The sequence below is a fragment of the Candidatus Saccharimonadales bacterium genome (assembly GCA_035697325.1).
Taxonomy (GTDB): domain Bacteria; phylum Patescibacteriota; class Saccharimonadia; order Saccharimonadales; family Saccharimonadaceae; genus JALRBM01.
Map to the genome: position 1 here is coordinate 345,830 of DASSDB010000002.1, position 19,124 is coordinate 364,953.

19 protein-coding genes and 3 tRNA genes are annotated in these 19,124 nt (G+C 47.6%); 10 read left to right on the forward strand and 12 right to left on the reverse strand.

What is annotated here, in order from left to right:
* Positions 1-127: 127 nt before the first annotated feature.
* From VFH06_02350 to VFH06_02365, 4 genes are all read right to left on the reverse strand, one after another.
* Positions 128-391, reverse strand: a complete 264-nt coding sequence (locus VFH06_02350; protein HET6746925.1) for a hypothetical protein — start codon at positions 389-391, stop codon at positions 128-130.
* Between the two features lie 106 nt (positions 392-497).
* The gene (locus VFH06_02355) at positions 498-914 is read right to left on the reverse strand and encodes a hypothetical protein (GenBank protein HET6746926.1); all 417 of its coding nucleotides are present in this window, start codon (positions 912-914) and stop codon (positions 498-500) included.
* 114 nt (positions 915-1,028) lie between these two features.
* A tRNA-His gene (locus VFH06_02360) sits at positions 1,029-1,105 on the reverse strand.
* 48 nt (positions 1,106-1,153) lie between these two features.
* Complete coding sequence (locus VFH06_02365) at positions 1,154-2,686, reverse strand: UDP-N-acetylglucosamine 1-carboxyvinyltransferase (GenBank protein HET6746927.1); 1,533 nt, start codon at positions 2,684-2,686, stop codon at positions 1,154-1,156.
* A 69-nt stretch (positions 2,687-2,755) separates the two neighbouring features.
* On the opposite strand from VFH06_02365, the gene glyA reads away from it, so the two are divergent.
* Both glyA and VFH06_02375 read left to right on the forward strand, forming a co-directional pair.
* The gene (gene glyA / locus VFH06_02370; GenBank protein ID HET6746928.1) at positions 2,756-4,033 is read left to right on the forward strand and encodes a serine hydroxymethyltransferase; all 1,278 of its coding nucleotides are present in this window, start codon (positions 2,756-2,758) and stop codon (positions 4,031-4,033) included.
* 116 nt (positions 4,034-4,149) lie between these two features.
* On the forward strand, positions 4,150-5,724 hold the full coding sequence (locus VFH06_02375; GenBank protein HET6746929.1) for an SGNH/GDSL hydrolase family protein: 1,575 nt from the start codon (positions 4,150-4,152) through the stop codon (positions 5,722-5,724).
* A gap of 112 nt (positions 5,725-5,836) precedes the next feature.
* On the opposite strand, the gene VFH06_02380 is transcribed toward VFH06_02375, so the two are convergent.
* From VFH06_02380 to murB, 5 genes are all read right to left on the reverse strand, one after another.
* The gene (locus VFH06_02380; GenBank protein HET6746930.1) at positions 5,837-6,310 is read right to left on the reverse strand and encodes a prepilin-type N-terminal cleavage/methylation domain-containing protein; all 474 of its coding nucleotides are present in this window, start codon (positions 6,308-6,310) and stop codon (positions 5,837-5,839) included.
* Positions 6,311-6,408: 98 nt separating this feature from the next.
* On the reverse strand, positions 6,409-8,430 hold the full coding sequence (locus VFH06_02385; protein HET6746931.1) for a fibronectin type III domain-containing protein: 2,022 nt from the start codon (positions 8,428-8,430) through the stop codon (positions 6,409-6,411).
* Positions 8,408-8,785, reverse strand: a complete 378-nt coding sequence (locus tag VFH06_02390; GenBank protein ID HET6746932.1) for a prepilin-type N-terminal cleavage/methylation domain-containing protein — start codon at positions 8,783-8,785, stop codon at positions 8,408-8,410. Before VFH06_02390 ends, VFH06_02385 begins: the two co-directional genes overlap by 23 nt.
* Complete coding sequence (locus VFH06_02395) at positions 8,782-9,288, reverse strand: type II secretion system protein (protein HET6746933.1); 507 nt, start codon at positions 9,286-9,288, stop codon at positions 8,782-8,784. The genes VFH06_02390 and VFH06_02395 overlap by 4 nt, the downstream gene beginning before the upstream one ends.
* A gap of 39 nt (positions 9,289-9,327) precedes the next feature.
* A complete protein-coding gene (gene murB / locus VFH06_02400; GenBank protein ID HET6746934.1) occupies positions 9,328-10,347 on the reverse strand; it encodes a UDP-N-acetylmuramate dehydrogenase in 1,020 nt (339 codons plus the stop codon).
* 104 nt (positions 10,348-10,451) lie between these two features.
* Here murB and VFH06_02405 point away from each other — a divergent pair, with 104 nt between their 5' ends.
* The 4 genes from VFH06_02405 (at position 10,452) to VFH06_02420 (ending at position 12,774) form a co-directional block, all read left to right on the forward strand.
* Positions 10,452-10,844, forward strand: coding sequence for a hypothetical protein (locus tag VFH06_02405; GenBank protein HET6746935.1), 393 nt, complete (start codon positions 10,452-10,454; stop codon positions 10,842-10,844).
* 154 nt (positions 10,845-10,998) lie between these two features.
* A tRNA-Arg gene (locus VFH06_02410) sits at positions 10,999-11,075 on the forward strand.
* Positions 11,076-11,087: 12 nt separating this feature from the next.
* Positions 11,088-12,623: a hypothetical protein gene (locus VFH06_02415; protein ID HET6746936.1), complete on the forward strand. Its 1,536-nt coding sequence runs from the start codon at positions 11,088-11,090 to the stop codon at positions 12,621-12,623.
* Positions 12,624-12,697: 74 nt separating this feature from the next.
* Positions 12,698-12,774 (forward strand) — tRNA-Lys (locus tag VFH06_02420).
* 61 nt (positions 12,775-12,835) lie between these two features.
* Here VFH06_02420 and VFH06_02425 read toward each other — a convergent pair.
* On the reverse strand, positions 12,836-13,417 hold the full coding sequence (locus VFH06_02425) for a class E sortase (protein HET6746937.1): 582 nt from the start codon (positions 13,415-13,417) through the stop codon (positions 12,836-12,838).
* A gap of 1 nt (position 13,418) precedes the next feature.
* Positions 13,419-15,392 carry a GEVED domain-containing protein gene (locus tag VFH06_02430; GenBank protein ID HET6746938.1) on the reverse strand — a complete coding sequence of 658 codons (1,974 nt, stop codon included), beginning with the start codon at positions 15,390-15,392 and terminating at the stop codon, positions 13,419-13,421.
* 116 nt (positions 15,393-15,508) lie between these two features.
* On the opposite strand from VFH06_02430, the gene VFH06_02435 reads away from it, so the two are divergent.
* The 3 genes from VFH06_02435 to VFH06_02445 all read left to right on the forward strand — a co-directional run bounded on the left by VFH06_02435 (position 15,509) and on the right by VFH06_02445 (position 17,924).
* Positions 15,509-16,681, forward strand: a complete 1,173-nt coding sequence (locus VFH06_02435; GenBank protein ID HET6746939.1) for a glycoside hydrolase family 3 N-terminal domain-containing protein — start codon at positions 15,509-15,511, stop codon at positions 16,679-16,681.
* A 246-nt stretch (positions 16,682-16,927) separates the two neighbouring features.
* Positions 16,928-17,227 carry a hypothetical protein gene (locus VFH06_02440; protein ID HET6746940.1) on the forward strand — a complete coding sequence of 100 codons (300 nt, stop codon included), beginning with the start codon at positions 16,928-16,930 and terminating at the stop codon, positions 17,225-17,227.
* A gap of 235 nt (positions 17,228-17,462) precedes the next feature.
* Positions 17,463-17,924 (forward strand): NUDIX hydrolase, encoded by a 462-nt coding sequence (locus VFH06_02445; GenBank protein HET6746941.1) that lies wholly within the window; start codon positions 17,463-17,465, stop codon positions 17,922-17,924.
* 183 nt (positions 17,925-18,107) lie between these two features.
* Here VFH06_02445 and VFH06_02450 read toward each other — a convergent pair whose 3' ends face one another.
* The gene (locus VFH06_02450) at positions 18,108-18,506 is read right to left on the reverse strand and encodes a hypothetical protein (protein ID HET6746942.1); all 399 of its coding nucleotides are present in this window, start codon (positions 18,504-18,506) and stop codon (positions 18,108-18,110) included.
* 86 nt (positions 18,507-18,592) lie between these two features.
* On the opposite strand from VFH06_02450, the gene VFH06_02455 reads away from it, so the two are divergent.
* Positions 18,593-19,114, forward strand: coding sequence for an NUDIX domain-containing protein (locus tag VFH06_02455; GenBank protein ID HET6746943.1), 522 nt, complete (start codon positions 18,593-18,595; stop codon positions 19,112-19,114).
* Positions 19,115-19,124: the final 10 nt, after the last annotated feature.

Consider the following 19,124-nt stretch of genomic DNA (forward strand, 5'->3'; position numbering starts at 1 on the left):
AAGGATCACTGATGAGCCGGCCTTCGGTAAAAGATAGCCGCGCTGTCGTGGTGGAGCGAGCTGCTGCCAGAAGCACCCAGTATGGTGCGCTTCATGAAGGTGTCGGCTAAGTCTTTCGGCCGAACGATCATGTATCCCTCATCACTCGTCGGAGTGAGACGGTTGAGGCCGAAGCAGGAGCGTCCTGCTGGAGCAGTTCCAGACGTTGGGCCTCTTGGTCTTCGTTTTGCTGAAAACCCGAGACAAAAACGTCCATGTAGTTACTGAGTCGAGCGGTCTCTCCTTCCACCCCTATGCGGAAGTAATGCGCATCGTAGTAGTAGGTGCCGGATGATTCGAGGAGTATGCGTCGGCATACCTCATAGAGTTCTTCGGATGTGAATACTCGCAACTCCCTCCTGATCGATTCTTCTCGTGTGAATATTATAACATAAATTCTTATAAAAATAAAGCATAGGAGTGAGACAAACAGGAGAACGCTGCCTCACCCCGAAGAGCTAAAGGTTATACCGATCCTTCCAGGCCTGATTGACTTGCAATAGCTCATACCTTTCGTCTTCGGTGAGTTCCGCGCCTTCCTGCGAAGTCACCACAAGATCTGCACCGAACCGTGCGTGCAGTTCGCGAAGCCACGGGAGGTAGTGATTGGGATCAGTCTCCTCGTGAGGATAGGTAACTTTCGCCAATTCAGGGAACTGCCTGGCAAGAAAACATCCGGTAGTGGACGCAGAGACCACAAGCACGCGGCGGGTTGTGAGCATTTCGAGCTGTTCTTCGCTTGTGATTTCTCTGTCCATGAATGCGATGAGGTTCACGAGAGTCGGTTCGTTGGCCATGATCGGAATGTTGCTGTCGATCTTGTAGAATCCGATACAGGTTAGAACGACTTCGAGTGAAAACCTTTGCTGCGTCACGTTTGCTCCTGTTTGTCTGGTGATGAGGGCCTCATCACTTATTCACCCTAGCCGTAAGTATTTAATCTGTCAATTCTCCAAGTAAAAAGACCCTGCGTGCAGAGTCTATTTACTTGGGGCGAATGATGGGGATCGAACCCACTACCTTCGGAACCACAACCCGACGCTCTAACCAGATGAGCTACATTCGCCATACGTGTTTCGTAGGTTATTGTAGCACATTTAACAGAGTAAGACTACTATATTTCGCGGATTGTTTCTATTTCAGCACCTAGGGAATTAAGGCGATTTGCAAAGTCCTCGTATCCACGATTGATTGAGTAAACGTCGCGCAAAACCGAAGTGCCCGGTGCGGCCAGCATTGCAAGTAATACAACTACGGAAGGACGAAGCGCAGGTGGTGCAATGACATCTGCTGCCTTCCATTTTGTTGGACCTGTAATGTAGACGCGATGTGGATCTACCATTTCAATCTTGGCATTGAGTTTTGAAAGCTCGGTGAAGTAAATGGCGCGGTTTTCGTAGCTCCAGTCGTGAAGCAAAGTGCGGCCATAGGCTTTGGTGGCGATAAGGCCAAGGAAGGGGAGATTATCCATATTAACACCCGGGAAGGGCATGCTGTGAAGCTTGTCTTTTGGCGCATGAAGCTCGGAGTGGCGCACAGTAATATCAACCAGGCGAGTGTGGCCGTTGCGTGCTTTGTATTCTTCGCTTCGTGAGTAATCGAGCCCCATGCCTTCTAGCACGGCAAGCTCGATCTCGGTAAATTCAATCGGCACGCGAGTGATGGTAATCTCGGAATTGGTAACGATGCCGGCGGCAATAAGGCTCATAGCTTCAATGGGGTCTTCACTTGGGAAGTACTCGACATCTTTATTGATGGTTTTAAGTCCCGTAATCTTCAGCGTGGTCGTACCGATGCCTTCAATTTTAACGCCTAGTTTTTCAAGGAAGAAGCAAACATCTTGTACCATGTAGTTGAAGCTGACATTACGAATGATGGTTGTTCCTTCGTATAGTGCGGCTGCCATGATAACGTTTTCCGATACCGTCTCGCCGCGCTCTGTGAGGAGAATAGCTCGCTCAAGCCTCGTTTCTTTAACTGTAGCGTGGTAGTAGTCGGTGTTGGGTTTAGCTTCAACATCCATGCCGAATGGAGCCAGTCCTACCAGGTGCGGCTCAACCGTGCGTGTGCCGAGGTTGCATCCGCCGGCAAATGGTAGCTTAAAATCGTTGTACTGATGAAGAAGCGGGCCAAGAAACATAATGATTGATCGTGTGCGCTTGGCTGCTTCGACATCGATTTTATCGAGGGCAAGGTGTTTTGGGGGGATAATTTCAAGGTCGTTACTGTCGCCGATCCAGCGAACTTTTACACCGATACTTTGCAGCACTTCAATGATACGGTTAACTTCTTCAATACGGGCAACGCGGCGAAAAACAGTTTTACCACGATTAAGCAGCGAGGCGCAAAGCAGGCCGACGGCTGCGTTTTTGCTCGTCTTTACCTCAATTGTGCCGGATAGTTTTTTGCCGCCATGGACACGAAAGTTAATCTTGCCAGTCTTATTGAGGGTGACGATATCGCTTGAAAGAACGTCGCTGATACGGGCGACCATCTCAAGGCTAATGTTTTGGCCACCTTTTTCAATACGATTTACAGCACTTTGGCTCGTGCCAAGTTCTTTAGCTAGCTCTGCTTGGGTGAGGCCACGATAAAGTCTCGCCTCTTGAATAAGATTTCCGATTTTTACCTTATAATCATCTGTCATATAAAAATTATATCATACATGATATAAAAACAATAGGTGATATAATAGGGGTAAAGAGGAGAAAATGCTATGAATGACACGCAGGTTGCCGATTTAATTGCTGGGGAAGAAAAAAGGGAAAGAGAAGGTCTTGAGCTTATTCCGAGCGAAAATTATGTCTCTCGGGATGTCCTTACTGCGCTTGGAAGCATTTTCACTAATAAGTATTCTGAAGGGTATCCGGGCAAGCGATACTATGGCGGCCAAGAATTTACCGACCAAATTGAGCAGCTGGCGATAGATAGGGCCAAGCAATTGTTTAAAGCCGATCATGCAAACGTACAGCCTCACTCCGGTGCACCGGCAAATGAAGCAGTATATAGTGCATGGCTTGAGCCGGGCGATACGGTGCTGGCGATGGATTTATCTCACGGTGGGCATCTTACTCATGGAGCTCCCGTGACTCGTAGCGCCCATTTATACAACTTTATTCGCTATAAAATGAAAGATCCTGCGACTGGTGAGATAGACTATGAGGAGCTGCGAGCACTTGCGCTAGAGCACAAGCCAAAGATTATCTTGGCTGGTTTCAGCGCATATCCCCGTGAATTAGATTATGCGAAATTTGCAAGCATTGGTAACGAAGTTGGGGCTCTATTGATGGCCGACATGGCACACATTGCCGGCCTTATCGTTGGAGGTGTGGCGAAAAATCCGTTCGATTACGGTTTCCATGTTATTACAACAACAACTCACAAAACCCTTCGTGGTCCTCGCGGTGGTCTTATTCTTTCTAGAGGAACAGTCGGCAACCCTCTCAAGAAGCCGGAAAAAACGCTGGAAAATATCCCAACGCTCATTGATCGTTCTATCTTTCCTGGCATGCAAGGTGGCCCGCATATGCACGTTATTGCGGCCAAGGCTGTCGCATTTGGCGAGGCGCTGGAGCCCGAGTTTAAAAGCTACGCCGAGCAAATCGTAAAAAATGCAGCCGTGCTCGCGGATGAACTACAAAAACGTGATTTTCAGCTGATAACAGGTGGAACGAGTAATCATTTAATACTGGCCGATGTTTACAAAAGCTTTGGGATCGATGGCAAAGTGGCTGAGCGAGCGCTTGATAAAATCGGTCTTACGCTAAACGCAAACTCAGTTGCCGACGATCCATTGCCACCATTCAAGCCAAGCGGCATTCGCCTGGGTACACCAGCCATTACAACTCGTGGGCTTAAAGAAGAGCATATGCCTCAAATTGCCGAATGGATGAAACAAGCTATCGACGTTCGCGATGACGAAGCTGCGCTCGCAAGTCTACGCGAAGAAGTGAAACAATTCGTCCTCGACTTCCCCTTGCCAAGCGACAGATAGCATTAGCTTAATCAGTAGTTAATATTTTTAATTGACGCGCATGATATAGTGTAATCGCTCTTCAGCAAAGCATAAGCTAGTAGCTCGTTCATTGACAACTCAGAATAGGGAAGGTCATGAAACGGATTAAATATAGCATTCGAGCGCTATTGCTCGTAGCGACACTATTTGTATCACTTGTGGTATCTCCGGGTGTTGCAAGTGCGGCGAGTGATTATGATGATGTCATCAGCCATGTGGATAGTGTTCACTTGTCGAGGTCTGGAGTTCAAGGTACGCCAACTTGTGCTTCGTTGGATATAACCTCTTCATGGACAAGTATCTTGGTCAATTCATCGTCGTGGACTTCGAGAACACAAGTAATTGGAGGAGCAACCAGGGATGCAACGCTTGCAGATTGGGCTGCTGCTCGCACGGGTGGAGGCGGTTGGGCTGTTGTTCAGCAGCATAATAATAACGTTTCTTATCCGGATAGCGGGAGTCCTATCGGGGACGCTGTGTATGTGGTATTTACACCTTCAGCGTCTGCGCAAATTGCCTTCTCCTCTAATTCAATTTATTGGGGCCCTCAAAAGCAAGCATATTTGACGAATACGGATGATGGGTATGTATACTCCCTGCGTATTCAGTTTGATGATTTGGGTGCGGGTGGGGGTGACGATAAGTGTACTCCGGTAGTTTCCATGGCACTGAGGGAAGTAAGTTCGACACCATCCTACTGGGAAAATGAATCTGTCGCAGCAACTTCGACTGAAAGTATGGGTGGCTATAGCTTGAGGCCACTGTTCGTAAACGCTGCGATTAGCTACCCGGGATACGGAGGTGAAATTCCAGCGACTTCCGCGCCTCCTGCAAAATATGCGGCTTTGGGTGACTCATTTTCAAGCGGTGAAGGAAACCCGCTATTTGAGGCAGGGACGGACGAGAATGGAGTGGATAAGTGCCACCGAAGTTCTCGCGCGTATCCTCGGCTGATACAGAACGAGTTGGATCTTGGGCAAATTGCCTTTGTTGCATGTTCGGGCGCAACCACAAATGACGTACTGGGTATACCAGAAGGTGATGATCCGATAGGAAAGGGGATAGAGCCTACTCAAGTTGACTCTTTGTCGGAGGCTACAAGCACAGTAACGATCACAATAGGAGGAAACGACGTAGGATTTGGAGACTTTGCATATGAATGCCTATTCCCTATTAATTTGACGCACGGGACTTGTGACGAGTTCACGGATATCTACACGACTACGGTTGGGAAGATCAATAACGAGCTTCCGGACAAACTCAAGAATCTCTACACTGTCCTTCTGAATAAAGCGGAAAACGCTAACATTTACGTATTGGGATATCCTCAGATTGCCCCCTATAAAACCGTCGATGACCCGTTTGACCAAGATTGCGGTGGTCTTTATGACGAATTTCCAAACAATTGGGGGGATGCTCGTGCGGCTCATGAAGTTACGGGCTTGTTGAATGATACGATTGAGGGTGTAGTCGATGCGGTAAAGGTTCAGCATCAGACTAATCGACTGGTGTTTGTTCCTGTAAGCAATGGTGCCTTCGTGGGTCATGACGCGTGTTCGAGCAATTCGTTTTTCAACGGGATAGTCATCTCAAATCCTGAATATTCCGTCCATCCTAACGCAGATGGTCAGATCGCTTACAAGGATGATCTGAAGAGTGTGATGAATTAGGAGAGAATGCTGAAGAGTACGAGCCTCCGGAACTTATTCCCGGAGGCTCTCTTCATGTGGCATGAAAAGCCACCGAGTAATACCGGTGGCTTTTTAGAGATCAAACTGAATATTAAGTGGTTGCTAATGTGCAAGTACCGCCGACATCACCAGATGTAAAGGTAGTACCTGTGCTGACCGCGGCATTAGCCACGTAATCCCAGTAACCGATCTTAACACCGGCACCTGATCCACAAGTATAGAAGAGGATCGAGTTAGGCGATGCGGGTGCTGAACTTGGAACTGAAGTTAGTAGAGTGACAGTACCGGTTGGTACATTGTAGGTCGTACTACTTGCAGCACTCGTTAGAGCTCCAAATGTAGTTGGATATAACCCTGCGGTTGTATCTGAGGCATACGCGGCTGATTTTTTGACTATGGTCTGAGCTGCCGCTTGTGCAGAAGATAGGCGTGCTCGATTCTGAATACCATTATAGGCAACAATAACAATCGCAGCCAGGATTGCGATAATCACAATCACGATCAAAAGCTCAACGATGGTAAAGCCGCGTTCTTCCTTTAAAGTTTTTATCTTGTTAAGAGTCATTTTCTCTTGCCCCCTAATTATTTTTTGAAGTGTATGTTTGTAATATACTACTACGTCCGCATAAGCGCAAGCACTATTTAATAATTTATATGGGGTAGCTACTGATCCCCCATAAAGGATATGCCGTCAAGACCGGTGTACGTGGTGTTGGCAATAACTGGATATATCTTTCCGTCTGTGTCGATGTCGAGTCGTGAATAACCGGCTGCGCTAATAGTGTGCACGAGGACTTTTTCTTTTGGTCGGTAGCCGGCTGGGAGTTGTGCAACTGGCAGCGTTCCGGAAGAGGTTCCACCCTTAATAATACCTTTGATAGTCACGAGACCGTCAGACGCTTTTGTGTATTGTGCTGTTGTGAATCCACTGCCAAAGTTTGACCAGCTGTTTTGGAAGGTAAGACTGCTCCATCCCGCAAAGCTGCTTGGGTAATATATAGCTTGTGGAGAATACCAACCGTTAGGGTTTATGCCACCTTTGGATTCTATACCTCTTCCGGCCGCATAGTTTATGCCCAGGGCATTAAATCCGCTCCCTCCGCGCGCCGGAAAGATAAGATACTGAGAGGGCTGTTTTGACGCAGGCAGGGCCGCGATAAGAGTCTGGTCCGCAAAAGTACCCTGAACGATCATACCGCGTACGATGACCCGTCCTACCGTGTCCGTGGTGTACTGAAGGGCTGGTGGGTAAGGGCTGCCAAAGTTTGTCCATCCATTGCTCAGGGTAAGGTTAGTCCATGTGTATGAGGCTGTACTTGCGACAAAACGTATATTTTCAAGACTTACCCAGCCGGCGTTGGCGTTGCTAATAGTAACGTTGCCATCAGGCCATACGTCGATACGAGAGGCAGAATCTGGGCTGGAATTTTGGAATATTTGTGGGTAGGCGGGTCGTAGCCCTGGGGGCAGGGTACATACAGTGGTGCCGTCAGTTACAGTACCGCTCTTGATCATTCCTTTGAGCACTACAATGTCATTATTTGTCTTGGTATAGGCAGCTCCTGAATACCCAGGAGTGGGGCTGTAGTTAACCCATCCGTTTTTCAGATCGCAGTCCGTCCACAGTGGGAGAGTGGCCGCCTCTTGGTCGGCTGCTGAAGTGCCGGTTGAGTTGCGTGCGCTCACTTGAATAGTCACAGTGTCATTACGGTAAGCATTCACGCTGAAGCTGGTCGTGGTGCTGTCGTTAGTGGCGTTTACCCAGCTACCGCCATTGATGTTGTATGAGACATTGTAAGAAGTTGCCGCGGGTACTGCTGGCCATGAGAAGGTGATCGTATTAGGTCCGGAGACAGTCGAGGAGACAGTTGGTGTAGTGGGCGCGGCCAGGTCGGCATCGATATTGTTTATCTTTGCCGCGCGAACGGTTCCAGCATTTGTGACAGATCTTCCGGCAATAGTTTTTTGGCCATTGATCGTGACTTCAATTGAGGTTGCGGAAAGGGCATTGATGGCGCCGATATCCGTCGTACTTTGTGGCGTGGCATAATATTTGACACTGAAGCTGCTGACGTTTTGCATCATTTCGACGTCGTTTGTCTGGCAGCGTGAAGCGGTATATCCAGGGCTACATGAGTTTTGTTGCCATGGGGCCGAGCAAAGGGTTTCGTCATTTGGTGTGGCATTCTGATTCCAATTAAAGAGGTAGCTTCGGCGCCAGAGAGAGCCATTTTTTATAAAATACATCGTTTTGCTAATGAAAGGCCTATTATAGCTTTGCTGTGGGCCACAGTCATTAGGTTGCTTCGCGTAAAATACCAGCTGACGGGTTGTGTCTGTGGGATTTTTATCTGTTGTAAGTGTACCGAGAATCAGGGAATTAGTGTTGCTAAAGGCGGCTGTTCCGGTAAAGTTATTGTCGCTTCCTTGGGGTGACAAAAGAGTATTGGAAGTGGTAAGAAATTGGGTACTAAGGCGTGTGTCTTGTTCGATGCGGTCGAGCGTATTGCGTATTTCAAACGCCATGTTGTTACGGTCACGAATGGCAAGCACATCACCGACCATGGTGATAATAAGAGCGATAAATCCACTGATAACGATAATGACGACGGGGGCGATGATAAGAATTTCGACAAGCGTGAAACCCTCTTCTGCTCGTTTTTTAATTGTTGACAAAAATCGCATGAACGACCTCCTGCTGTGGGTTGCCATATTTTACAGAAACATACACTCTCCCTACCAAAGCGCCAAGTCCATAAGGGCAATCGATAGTAACGGTAATCGATGGATTAGACAGACCACTACCAGATGGAATACTTGGGGTGGGACTAGGTGTAACATTAGAGCAAGGGTTGGTAACCTGAGGAACATAACGGCGAAGGTTTTCGTATGCGATACCGCTGGCGATTGAGCGCTGATTAGCATCCGTACCGTTTTTTAATACGACAGAGTAAAGTTGGTATCCTGTAGCAATGAAAATCGCTGCTATAAAAAGCGTAATAAGCAATTCTACGGCTGAGAATCCATCTTGGTTTTTCATTGGACCTTGCTCGTTACTTGTAAAACGGTACTCGTGTCACTTTCAAGCGTGTAAAAGATGGTGAACTTTCGACATTCCTGGGAACTATTTTGGCAAAGTGAACCGTCTGAAGCCAGAGGCATGTAGGTATAGATACTGACATTCGGACTAGGGGTGGTAGTATTGGTGGCCACGGTGAAGCTTGTTGCACCAGAGGTATCGACATCGGGGGCCCAGAGCGATTTGGTGTCAATATCACGAAGCGCGAGTTTGATATTAGCAAGGCTGTTAACGAAGCTGGTTGGAGGGTATTCTCCTGGCGGATACGTGCTTGCGGGGTCGGAGCCGGAGCTGTAGTAGGATTCCAGTTGCTGAGCGATGGCGGTGACATCACTTTTGCGTTTTTCGTCGCGAGAATTTTGCTGATTGTTACGAAGTAACACGACGGAAAGCGTGATAAGCGTCACCATAATTGTAATAGTGATCAGTAGCTCAATAAGAGTAAACCCAGCCCTGCGGTTCATACTCTATAGCATAAGGGGTTTAGGCATGGTGTGCAAGTGCTATATTTCGAGCGGCTCTTGCTCTATCTCGATGCGGAATTTATCGCGCACGGCGGTTTGAATTTCATCGCGAGCAGCTGCGAGATCAGCGTAGCTTTTGGCGGATTTGTTAATGAGAACCAGCGCATTTTTATCATGAACTTTCATGCCATGGAGCGTTTGACCTTTGAGGCCGGTCTGTTCAATAAGCCAACCGGTCGGCACTTTAAAACGCCCGTCGGGCATATCGTAGGTAGGTATATCAGGATAGGTGGTTTTGAGATCGTTTAGTTGCCAATCTTCAACGATGGCATTCTTAAAGAAAGAGCCAGCGTTTGGAAGTACTTTAGGGTCGGGAAGTTTATCGGTGCGGATAGCGATGACAGCATCACGAATAACCTGAGGGGTAAATATGGTAATCGAGTTGGCTTCAAGATAATCTTGAACAGCCTTGTAAAAGGGCGGTTGAGGCGCGGCTTTGTAAAGCTTTAGTGTAACAGCAAGAATCATATAGCGACCGCTTGCTTCGCCGCGAAAAATACTGTGTCGGTACGAAAAACCAAGATCGTTATTTTGGAGTGTAACAAGCGTATCATTCTCAATATCGTACGCATCGACCGAAACGAGCGTGTCGGCAATTTCTTGTCCGTACGCTCCAATATTTTGCACAGGAGCGGCTCCGGCAGTTCCGGGAATTGCCGAAAGTGCTTCGATACCACTTAAGTTCATGCCAACCGCGCGCTCTACAACGCTATCCCAGTTCTCGCCGGCTCCAATTTTAATGATCGTGTGGCTTGGGTCATCACTTACTACTTCAAATCCAGGAATACGATTGCGGATAACTATGCCAGGAAAGCCGTTGTCGGAGACAATAAGATTACTCCCTCCGCCCAAGATAAAAATAGGAAGATTTTGCCTGTAGGCATTGCGGCATGCCTCCATTGCTTCTTCGGGCGTGTGAGCATCTGTCATGAAACGCGCATTACCACCAAGATGCATGGTGGTGTAATTTTTCATAGGTATATTGGTGTGTATATCCATCTTGCTTAAAATTATAGCTCATAGTCTGAAGATATTGCTAATCAGGAATGTGGTATATTGTACCGGTAATCGATCTGGATTTTCATCTATGAAAGGCCGAACTCGTGGTTAAGCGGATTTCGAAAGAAGAGCTTGTCGAGCGCTTGGAAATTGCCCAGGCTCTGCTTGAGCAATTTGGGCTGACAGCGAGCTTGAATGAGCCCGGTTTCACTCCCTTGGAAGCGGTTGGTCTGGCGGCGGTGCCGGCCGACTATCGCATCAGGGTTGCTGCCGAGCTCAGCCAGTCCTACAACGGCAACAAGGGCATCCTCTACGTCAGTGAGGCCACCCAGGATTGCCTCCGTAGCGTGGGCGTGCGCAAGCTGGATGAGTATCGAGACGAGGTCAAGGCTGCCCTGGACAGGATTTTGGACGGACCTCGCGCCGGGCTACAGTCGGACCGGCCGGGGCTCTTGGAGGACACCCTCGCGGCGGTCCTGAGTTCCAGGAAGTCCTGATCGATGGGTATCTGACGTCGGCATCTACTGTCCGACGTCAGATACTCTATCATTAAAATGTATTAATTTTAGCCTACCTGTAAGAACTAAAATTTGATGAACGTCATGGTGGTGTAAACAGATTAATCTGGTATAATTATTGAAGCATTAGTACGCACCCGTAGCTCAGTGGATTAGAGCACTGGTCTTCGGAACCAGGTGTCGTAGGTTCGAATCCTACCGGGTGTACCATAGGTATCATTTATGACAAATATGTTAAATAATTTTGGCCAGCAGTTTGCGGGTGCACTTCGCGGGGCGGAGGCCCGTATCGATGCAACGGCCGCAAATGACGGTCATGCGCAAAAGGTGCATGTTACCGGCGCAGGCCGGACGCTTACCTTTGCCTACGAACAGCTTCGTAACGCCGCAGAATACACTGAAGAGCATCTCCTTTTACAGCGGGCTATCCGTCGTTTTTATAAACGACTTTTCTTAACACGTGATGATGGGCGGATCCGATCAAGTGGAGAAGAATTGATCGTTGAGTTGACGCTCGCTGGCTATCTCCAGAATGACAGTGTTCCCGTTCATGCGGTTGAAAAAATCAGCAAGATGGCGGTGGAGTATTATGCGGCTCATACTAATTATAATAAAGACGCGTGGACGATCGATATCTTAGCAGTAGAGGCCGAACGTTTGCTTAACGATGACACTAAGCGCATCACGTTTTCGCAATTTTCGTACGATCATTTCTTGGCGAGTATCGATAAGCAGAAAGTTCTTGGCGAACCGATCCATCACTATGAGGTCGCTTTGTTTGTTGCGGTTCAGCGCGCACTCTTGAAATCTGATCAGGCATCAATCCGCGCCAGCCTTTTACGACGCTACGAGCAAACGCCAAATACAGGTGCGTATCGAACAACCAACGAAATGATCGATAAGGTATTTGCGGCCACAACCACAGAGCGCCTTATCCGCGCGGTTGATCGCCGCGGTGCACCGTTTCGTATCTTATGGCGGCTTATCGATGAGCACGAGGATTTCCTGCGTATTCTTAACTCGCGAGAGCAATTCCTTTCGGCCTACGAAACGCAAATTAATAAAGAATATGCACGTATTGATAAACGTATTAATCGTGGAATCATCAAAAGTGTTATTTTTCTGATCATTACTAAAGTATTAATCGGTGTATCTATCGAAGTACCGTACGATTATCTTATTCACGGTGCTATCGTGTGGTTGCCGCTGGCTATTAATCTTTTATTCCCACCTGTCTATATGATTCTGCTTCGTTTCACACTTACCCAGCCAAGCTCGGCTAATACGCAGGCACTCATTGATACGATCGACGAGCTCTTTTACGGTAAGGACGATGCGCTTGTCTTGTCGCAGCGTACTAATCGCGGGTTTGGGACTGCTTTCAATGTCCTCTATTCGCTCTTTTTCCTGGTCATCTTTGCAACCGCCGCATGGGGGCTTTACACACTTGGTTTCTCGGCCTTACATATGCTCATTTTCTTCGTTTTTCTTTCTACCGCCAGCTTCCTCGGTTTCCGCCTTTCTCGTCAGATTCGCGAACTCGAAGTGGTGCAAGGACAGCAAGATGGCTTTACGGTCATCCGTGACTTCCTCTACATTCCATTTGTAGTTGTTGGTCGCTGGATGAGTGAAAAATACTCTCGTATCAATATCGTTGCCACGGTGCTCGATATGGTCATCGAATTACCGCTTAAAACCGTGCTCTACCTCATGCGGCAATGGGGCGCCTTCATCAATAGCAAAAAAGACGAACTCTAGACAAAATAGCGTCTTTCCGGTATAATTCTTAGGAGTAAATGCCACTAATATTTTTAGATGCATCTTACAAATACGGGCCATTAGCTCAGCTGGTTAGAGCACCTGCCTCTTAAGCAGGGTGTCCTGAGTTCAAGTCTCAGATGGCCCTCCAGGATATTATTTACAAAGGACTTCTCCGGAAGTCTTTTTGGTGCTATGATCTTTTCTCTATGCTACCGGCTAGCGTTTACTGGCCTGGCTTCAATAACTTCGCGCCCAGCTTGCTCTCCTCTTAAATCACAAGAGTATAATGTCATCTTAGCATCTGTGGAGGGGCCCTCAATGGCAATGGCGTAACGATCTACTTGGTATTTGCGGGTAATCTTGTAGTCAAAACGCTTGCCATTATAATCTACGTAAATATCGCCGCCTTCTTTTAGCTTATCGATGTGGTAGAAGGGCGATTTTTCATTTGTGTGTTGAGGGGTGATACCCATTTGAAAACGGTGAGCACTAAGCACAAAGTTGCCGCCTTTTTCGGGGTTACCATTCTCTGGCTGACGATGCCACGCGCCTTTTTCGAGCACTGCTTCAGTATCACCTTCTACAACAGCAACATCAACGCCGATGGCAGGAATGTAGAGCCGATTTTCTTTTATCTCGGGCGCTTTCTCCAGCTTCTGTTCAATTGCTTGGGGCTGGACAGTAGGGATGTAGGCCGGTGCTAAAGCAACAAGAAGTATATAAATACCACTCACAAGGGCCAGGCAGCATGGGATGAGCCAAAGTTTGCGCGGGGCGAACAGTTTCTTCAAGCTACTTCCTATCGTGGTGCTGTTGCCTTCGAGCCAAAAGAAATCCAATACCCGACAAAACGGCTAATCCCGCGGCTACGATTATAGGGAGTATAATATTGCTTCCTGTACTCGGTAGGGGAGTTGTGTTCACGGTGTGATTCGTCTGGCAGTCGGAATCACTAACCACAAGCGCTCCGTTTACGACATCGGGATGACAGCTAGTGGAATGAGCTGCAGTAACAGTATTTAAAAGCTGACTATTGCCTAGCGTGCCAAGTGCTTTAATTTTTACTGTATAGGCTACCACTACAGATTGTCCAACAGGTATGTCACCAACAAACTCAAGGATATTTCCGTTAATGGTTGCCGTGCCCGCCGAGCCGGGGGTAACGGTTGGCATACCTTCTACGGTCGCATCGTCGAGTATGTTCGATAGATCGTCATCAATCTTGAGGTTTGTGAGTGCGGTAGCGCCAGTATTTTGGATAGTTATCGTATAGGTAACATTTTGGCCGGGGCTTACCATGCTTCCTTCTGCTGGGTTGGCGGTTTTGCTCGCATCGTAACTTCCTACTTGCACGAGAACGTCTTCCACTTCACCACCAGTTACTGGCTCGGTGGGAAGGGGATTAGCTACAGTACCACTGAACACACGAAATCGCGCATAAGTATTAGTGGTAAAAGTGGTGCTTGGGAAGTTCAGCTCATAGCTCACCGTTCCCGAATTTGCCGGAATACTAGTCGTGACTCGCTCTCCTGCTTCGAAAATCTGATCGTTATCCAGATCGATCCAGCCAGCAAGCGTTGCGGCTGACGCACTGGTATTCGTGACTTTAACCGGCACCCTTAAAGCAGTGGGAGTACCAGGTGTTGCAACGATACTTGTTACGCCGCGCTCATCATCGACATATGCAGACCCTTGGTGATCGTTATCGTCACCTTTTGCCTGCACACCTGGAAAGCCATCGGCTTCGATATCAATGTGCGTACCAAGCATTAGTGGGGCGGTACTTGTATTAATATTGAAGTTGGCAATACTGTGTCGAGGGCCATCGCTGCCAATTAATGTCTGGTAGGTGTCTGGAGCATCACCGAGGTCAACTGGTACTGATGCTAAGGCGCAACGGGCACCATCATTACTATTTGCATCGCTTGCTCCTAGCTGCTGTGCTGTAAATGGTGGCGTGCCACTTAAATCAACTCGCCATACTCTGCCAGACTGATGTGACGACATATAGAAGTTACCATCTGGATCGGCATAGACTGCCCCCATGTTGCGATCGGCGGCCGCGGTAATATTTGATACAACACCTATGGTTGAGTATGTTTTAGTTGTACGATTAAAGGCAACGATAGTGATATTTGTACCGTTGTCCATACCTCTATATAGACTATCGGTGCCGGGAATATATGCCCAGTCAGTACCTTCATTACCAGTTGGATTTGCGGTGTTGCCACTTCCAATGAAAGTAGGGACTGGGGTAGTAAGATCGACTTCATACCAGGTTGTTGTGCCACCCACCGTAAAGAACCAATAGTGGCCGTTCTCATCTACATCACCGGCGAAGATATTGGTTGTTGGCCCTGAGTAGCTGCTAATGGTAAGTGATTCAGGGGCTGCAGAAAAGTCGCTCTTAAAGCGCATGAAAGTTCCGCTACCTGTTAGATCCCAGCCGTAAAAGTAGTTATCATTAGGATTGTAGCCGACTGCGTTAAAGTTGCGGGCAGTTATCGTTCCGGCGGATGAATCGGTTCCGGTTACCATATCGATGGCTCGAACGTCAGTGTCTGGATTTCCTTGGTATTTAAATATAAATCCATTTGCGCTACAGCCAAGGTATGGTGCGGCTTGTGCTTGCTTACCCGGTAAAAGCACTGAGATCATCATTCCGGCAAGGATAATAACCGAGAGCATACCGAAAATAAAGGGTAACTCCATGTATTTTTTTATTTTAGCAGCGATCTCTTTGCGGATCGTTTTTTCTCGAATCATCACATGCCCTCTTTTGTTATCACGTTATCATAACTCTACATGAAATTGCTTATTCTTACAACTTGCGAGCAGCTAGCTTCGTGCTTTTTTGTGAGAGCCAGCTTATACTAAGCAATATGAGGAAGCGCTTCGTCATCATAGGTATTGGAGCCATTATATTACTGGCGGGGGTTGGCGGTTTGTTAGCTTATCAGAACGACAAAAAAGATAACAACCCCGTCGAGACTTCATCGCAATCGCAAAAACCGCAGGAGCAACCCAGTCCTTCTCCGCCTCCGCTATCCTATCCCGATGAGGTTTTGGCAAAAATGACCCTCCGCGATAAAATTGCTAGTCTTTTTCTCTTTCACTCGCCGGGCACCAACCTAGCCCCCTATCTTGCAGCCCATAAGCCTGCCGGACTTATCTTTATGGGCGACAACATTCCCGCAACACTTGCCGAACTTCAGTTTGAGACCAAAGCACTCATCACCAATCCGAAACTCCCGCCTTTGCTGGCTGTCGATGAAGAGGGTGATACGGTAAAACGCTTGGCTGCGGATACCTTTCCAGGCGCTCTTACGTTGCCCGACATGCCGCCTGCAACCACCAGGGATGCGTTCGGCAAACGTTCCGATCTGCTAAAGAGTGTGGGGCTGAATCTTAATTTTGGTATCGTGGCGGATGTCACTGCAAATCCGCGTTCGTTTATCTTTCCGCGTGTTTTAGGTACGACGCCTCAGACTGCCAGTGAGCGTGTTGCTCAAGCCGTAGAGGGTTCAAAAGGAAAAACGCTCTCAACGCTTAAACACTTCCCGGGTCATGGGGAAACGAATGCCAACTCCCATACCTCTATTCCTACAGCTTCGACCAGCTACCCCGACTGGCAGCAACGCGTCGCTCTTCCTTTTAAGGCTGGAATCCAAGCTGGTGCCGACATGGTGATGTTCGGCCATTTACGCTACGAGGTAGTCGACGACGCGCCGGCTTCATTATCAAAAAAGTGGCACGATATTGCACGAAATGAGCTCGGCTTCAAGGGCATAATAGTGACAGACGATATGATTATGCTTCAGAATTCCGGTGATAGCAGGTATAAAGACCCAGTAGTAAATTCCATTACCGCTTTGCAGGCGGGCAATAATCTTTTACTTTTCGTAACTGATCACCAAGATGAAGCTTCTGCTATCGATCCATCCGTGCTCATAAATGGTATAGAGGCAGCGGTAAATGATGGTCGTCTCGACGAGACGGTAATAAATGAAAATGCTAAAAAACTTCTTACTCTACGTTCCCAACTTGCCAGATAATCTCAAACTTTTTTCTACTGCTCTTGATCTAGGTCTACCTTGAGTACCTGGTCTCTCGTTATTATGGTTGCGATAGCGACCACTATGGCCCTCCAGGATATTATTACAAAAGGACTTCTTCGGAAGTCTTTTTGTTAGTTACTAAGCACGAGATTTTATACTATGATAAATAAGTATCATTCCAGTTGAGGAGGGTAAATGCTTGGCAGTCACTTGCGGGTTATGCTCGACAGGTGTGTGGAATGCATGGCCGTTGGCGCCGAAGACCGACAGCTTGACTTCCTTCCGGTATGTAGTCAATTAGACGGTTGTCGACTAGAGTGTGCCGCCTACTTGGCGAAAAGGCTCGAGCAATTCACCAACAATCGCCTCACCGTACGAGCGCTATCTGGTGCTGCCATTACAGTAAGCCCAGGAGGCCTCGATAATCTGTTTTTGGCAGTTTGCGCTGCGTCGACACCTCCTGGGCCGATCACTGTCCTCGCGGATGAGATGATGCCATACATTATCTCTCCGGATAAAGGAATAGGCTGCTCAAGGATATAGCAGAGAAGTCCTCAGGCTAGCGGCCAAAAGCTGCCGGTCTGAGGGCTACTAGCTTACCTCTCAGCAATAAAAAGACGTACAAGTGTACGTAGTGATTTTTCAGGAGTGTCGACCGCACGGTGGCGGTTCGGGGCCGGGTGATGTCGGTGATCGTGGTGAGCATCTCTGCCATAATATTTTCGTAAAAAATTACCCCTGATGATTTTTGAAAAAAGTCCTCTGCTATACTAGAAAAATGAACTCATCAACTCTATTTCAGTACTGCCAAAAACTCATTGTTCTATCAAACGACAAGTCGAAAGTATTGTTAGCACGCCGTAAGGGCGAGATGGATTACGACGGGGTCTATTCATTTATTGGCGGCAAGATGGAGGTTACCGACGAAACTATTCTGGCGGGGATGAAGCGTGAAAAAGACGAAGAAATCGGCAAGAATGCCAAGATAGCAGTATTACCTAATGAAACCTACAATTTACTTTTTCGTAAAAAAGACGGTAATAGTATGATATTGCCGCATATTGCGGGCATGTTTATATCTGGTGATATTACTTTGAACGACGAGTATAGTGATTTTGAGTGGGTAAAGATAGACGAACTTGAAACATTTGGGCCAAAGATCGAGAACATTCCTGAACTCACAAAATGGGCTCACGATAAACTACAAAAGAGTGATGAGTCTCAATTAGTCCAGATTTGACTTCATGACTTACGAGGATATTAGTCATGTATTATTAATATTAATTTCTATTCTTCGATGAGGGGATGCCTGGTGGAAAATTATTTTTACCTGCGCCTGGCGGGTATCTTTTTATGCGATTGTTTTTGTGAGTTTACAGATTTTTTGTGTCCGGTTCCGCAGCGTACGCAGAACCGGACATCACTAGAAGTCGACGCAGGTCATTCCCTGGCCTTTGGGGGCGAAGATCTCGCCAATCTGAAGCGCGGGAATGGCTCGCATGGCCCATATAGCTGTTCCGTTTCCTGCTCTGCATCCCGCCAAGGCAACTAAGGAGGAAGGGAAAGCAAAAAGAATCGACGTGACAAGGGGAACGATCAACAGCCACCGAAGTTGTCTGTGTAATACTGCCATAACAATCGGAAAGATATAGCTTGCGGCCATTGTGAGGATAATGTAAATCAGGAGTGTCGCACTGTTCTCTCCGATGAGTTGGCCTATGAGAGCCAACAGCGCCAGGATTCCCAAGAAAATGGCGAACCCGGGAGCAGACACCATCCAGGCTATGAAAAGCGCGAGAATGCCAACTTCGAGTTTACTCAAAACGTAGACCACCTTGTTTGCGAGGAACAACTGCCCGTAGTGTTAGGGCATGCCTTACTATACCAGATATTTGGTATCATTAACGTATGAAGCAATTACTGACATTGAGAGACGAAGACGTATTTACTGACGCTAAAAACCTTACACCCGACGGATGGTTTACGCGTAATGCAGCAAGGGCAGTACTCTTTTCGGATACAGGAGAAGTATATCTGCTCAAAATGTCGGCCCGTCATTACCATAAGTTGCCTGGCGGAGGAGTGAACGAAGGCGAGCCACGAGAAGATGCGCTGTATAGGGAATTGCTTGAGGAGGTTGGCTGTCCCGCCACGATAGAAAGTGAACTTGGTGAGATAGTTGAGTATCGTAACGGTATGCAAATGGAGCAGCACTCGTATTGTTACATCGCAAGGCAAAGCGCACCTTTAGGTGAAACTGCTTTGGAAGAAGGTGAGCTTGAAGAGGGCGCCGAGACTGTAGTAGCCAAGAACATTGATGAAGCAATCGCACTTCTTGAAAATGATGAACCGACAAACTACGGAGGACATTTTATTAGGCAGCGTGATCTCTGTTTTTTGCGTGAAGCAAAAGCACGGGTAAATGGCTGATACACTTGGT

What these genes read in the sequence shown, in the direction of transcription:
- VFH06_02365 (HET6746927.1), bottom strand. Translation starts at nt 2,686, where the DNA reads ATGACAGATGATTATAAGGTAAAAATCGGAAATCTTATTCAAGAGGCG.
- glyA (HET6746928.1), top strand. Translation starts at nt 2,756, where the DNA reads ATGAATGACACGCAGGTTGCCGATTTAATTGCTGGGGAAGAAAAAAGG.
- VFH06_02375 (HET6746929.1), top strand. Translation starts at nt 4,150, where the DNA reads ATGAAACGGATTAAATATAGCATTCGAGCGCTATTGCTCGTAGCGACA.
- VFH06_02380 (HET6746930.1), bottom strand. Translation starts at nt 6,310, where the DNA reads ATGACTCTTAACAAGATAAAAACTTTAAAGGAAGAACGCGGCTTTACC.
- VFH06_02385 (HET6746931.1), bottom strand. Translation starts at nt 8,430, where the DNA reads ATGCGATTTTTGTCAACAATTAAAAAACGAGCAGAAGAGGGTTTCACG.
- VFH06_02390 (HET6746932.1), bottom strand. Translation starts at nt 8,785, where the DNA reads ATGAAAAACCAAGATGGATTCTCAGCCGTAGAATTGCTTATTACGCTT.
- VFH06_02395 (HET6746933.1), bottom strand. Translation starts at nt 9,288, where the DNA reads ATGAACCGCAGGGCTGGGTTTACTCTTATTGAGCTACTGATCACTATT.
- murB (HET6746934.1), bottom strand. Translation starts at nt 10,347, where the DNA reads ATGGATATACACACCAATATACCTATGAAAAATTACACCACCATGCAT.
- VFH06_02415 (HET6746936.1), top strand. Translation starts at nt 11,088, where the DNA reads ATGACAAATATGTTAAATAATTTTGGCCAGCAGTTTGCGGGTGCACTT.
- VFH06_02430 (HET6746938.1), bottom strand. Translation starts at nt 15,392, where the DNA reads ATGATTCGAGAAAAAACGATCCGCAAAGAGATCGCTGCTAAAATAAAA.
- VFH06_02435 (HET6746939.1), top strand. Translation starts at nt 15,509, where the DNA reads ATGAGGAAGCGCTTCGTCATCATAGGTATTGGAGCCATTATATTACTG.
- VFH06_02440 (HET6746940.1), top strand. Translation starts at nt 16,928, where the DNA reads ATGGCCGTTGGCGCCGAAGACCGACAGCTTGACTTCCTTCCGGTATGT.
- VFH06_02445 (HET6746941.1), top strand. Translation starts at nt 17,463, where the DNA reads ATGAACTCATCAACTCTATTTCAGTACTGCCAAAAACTCATTGTTCTA.
- VFH06_02455 (HET6746943.1), top strand. Translation starts at nt 18,593, where the DNA reads ATGAAGCAATTACTGACATTGAGAGACGAAGACGTATTTACTGACGCT.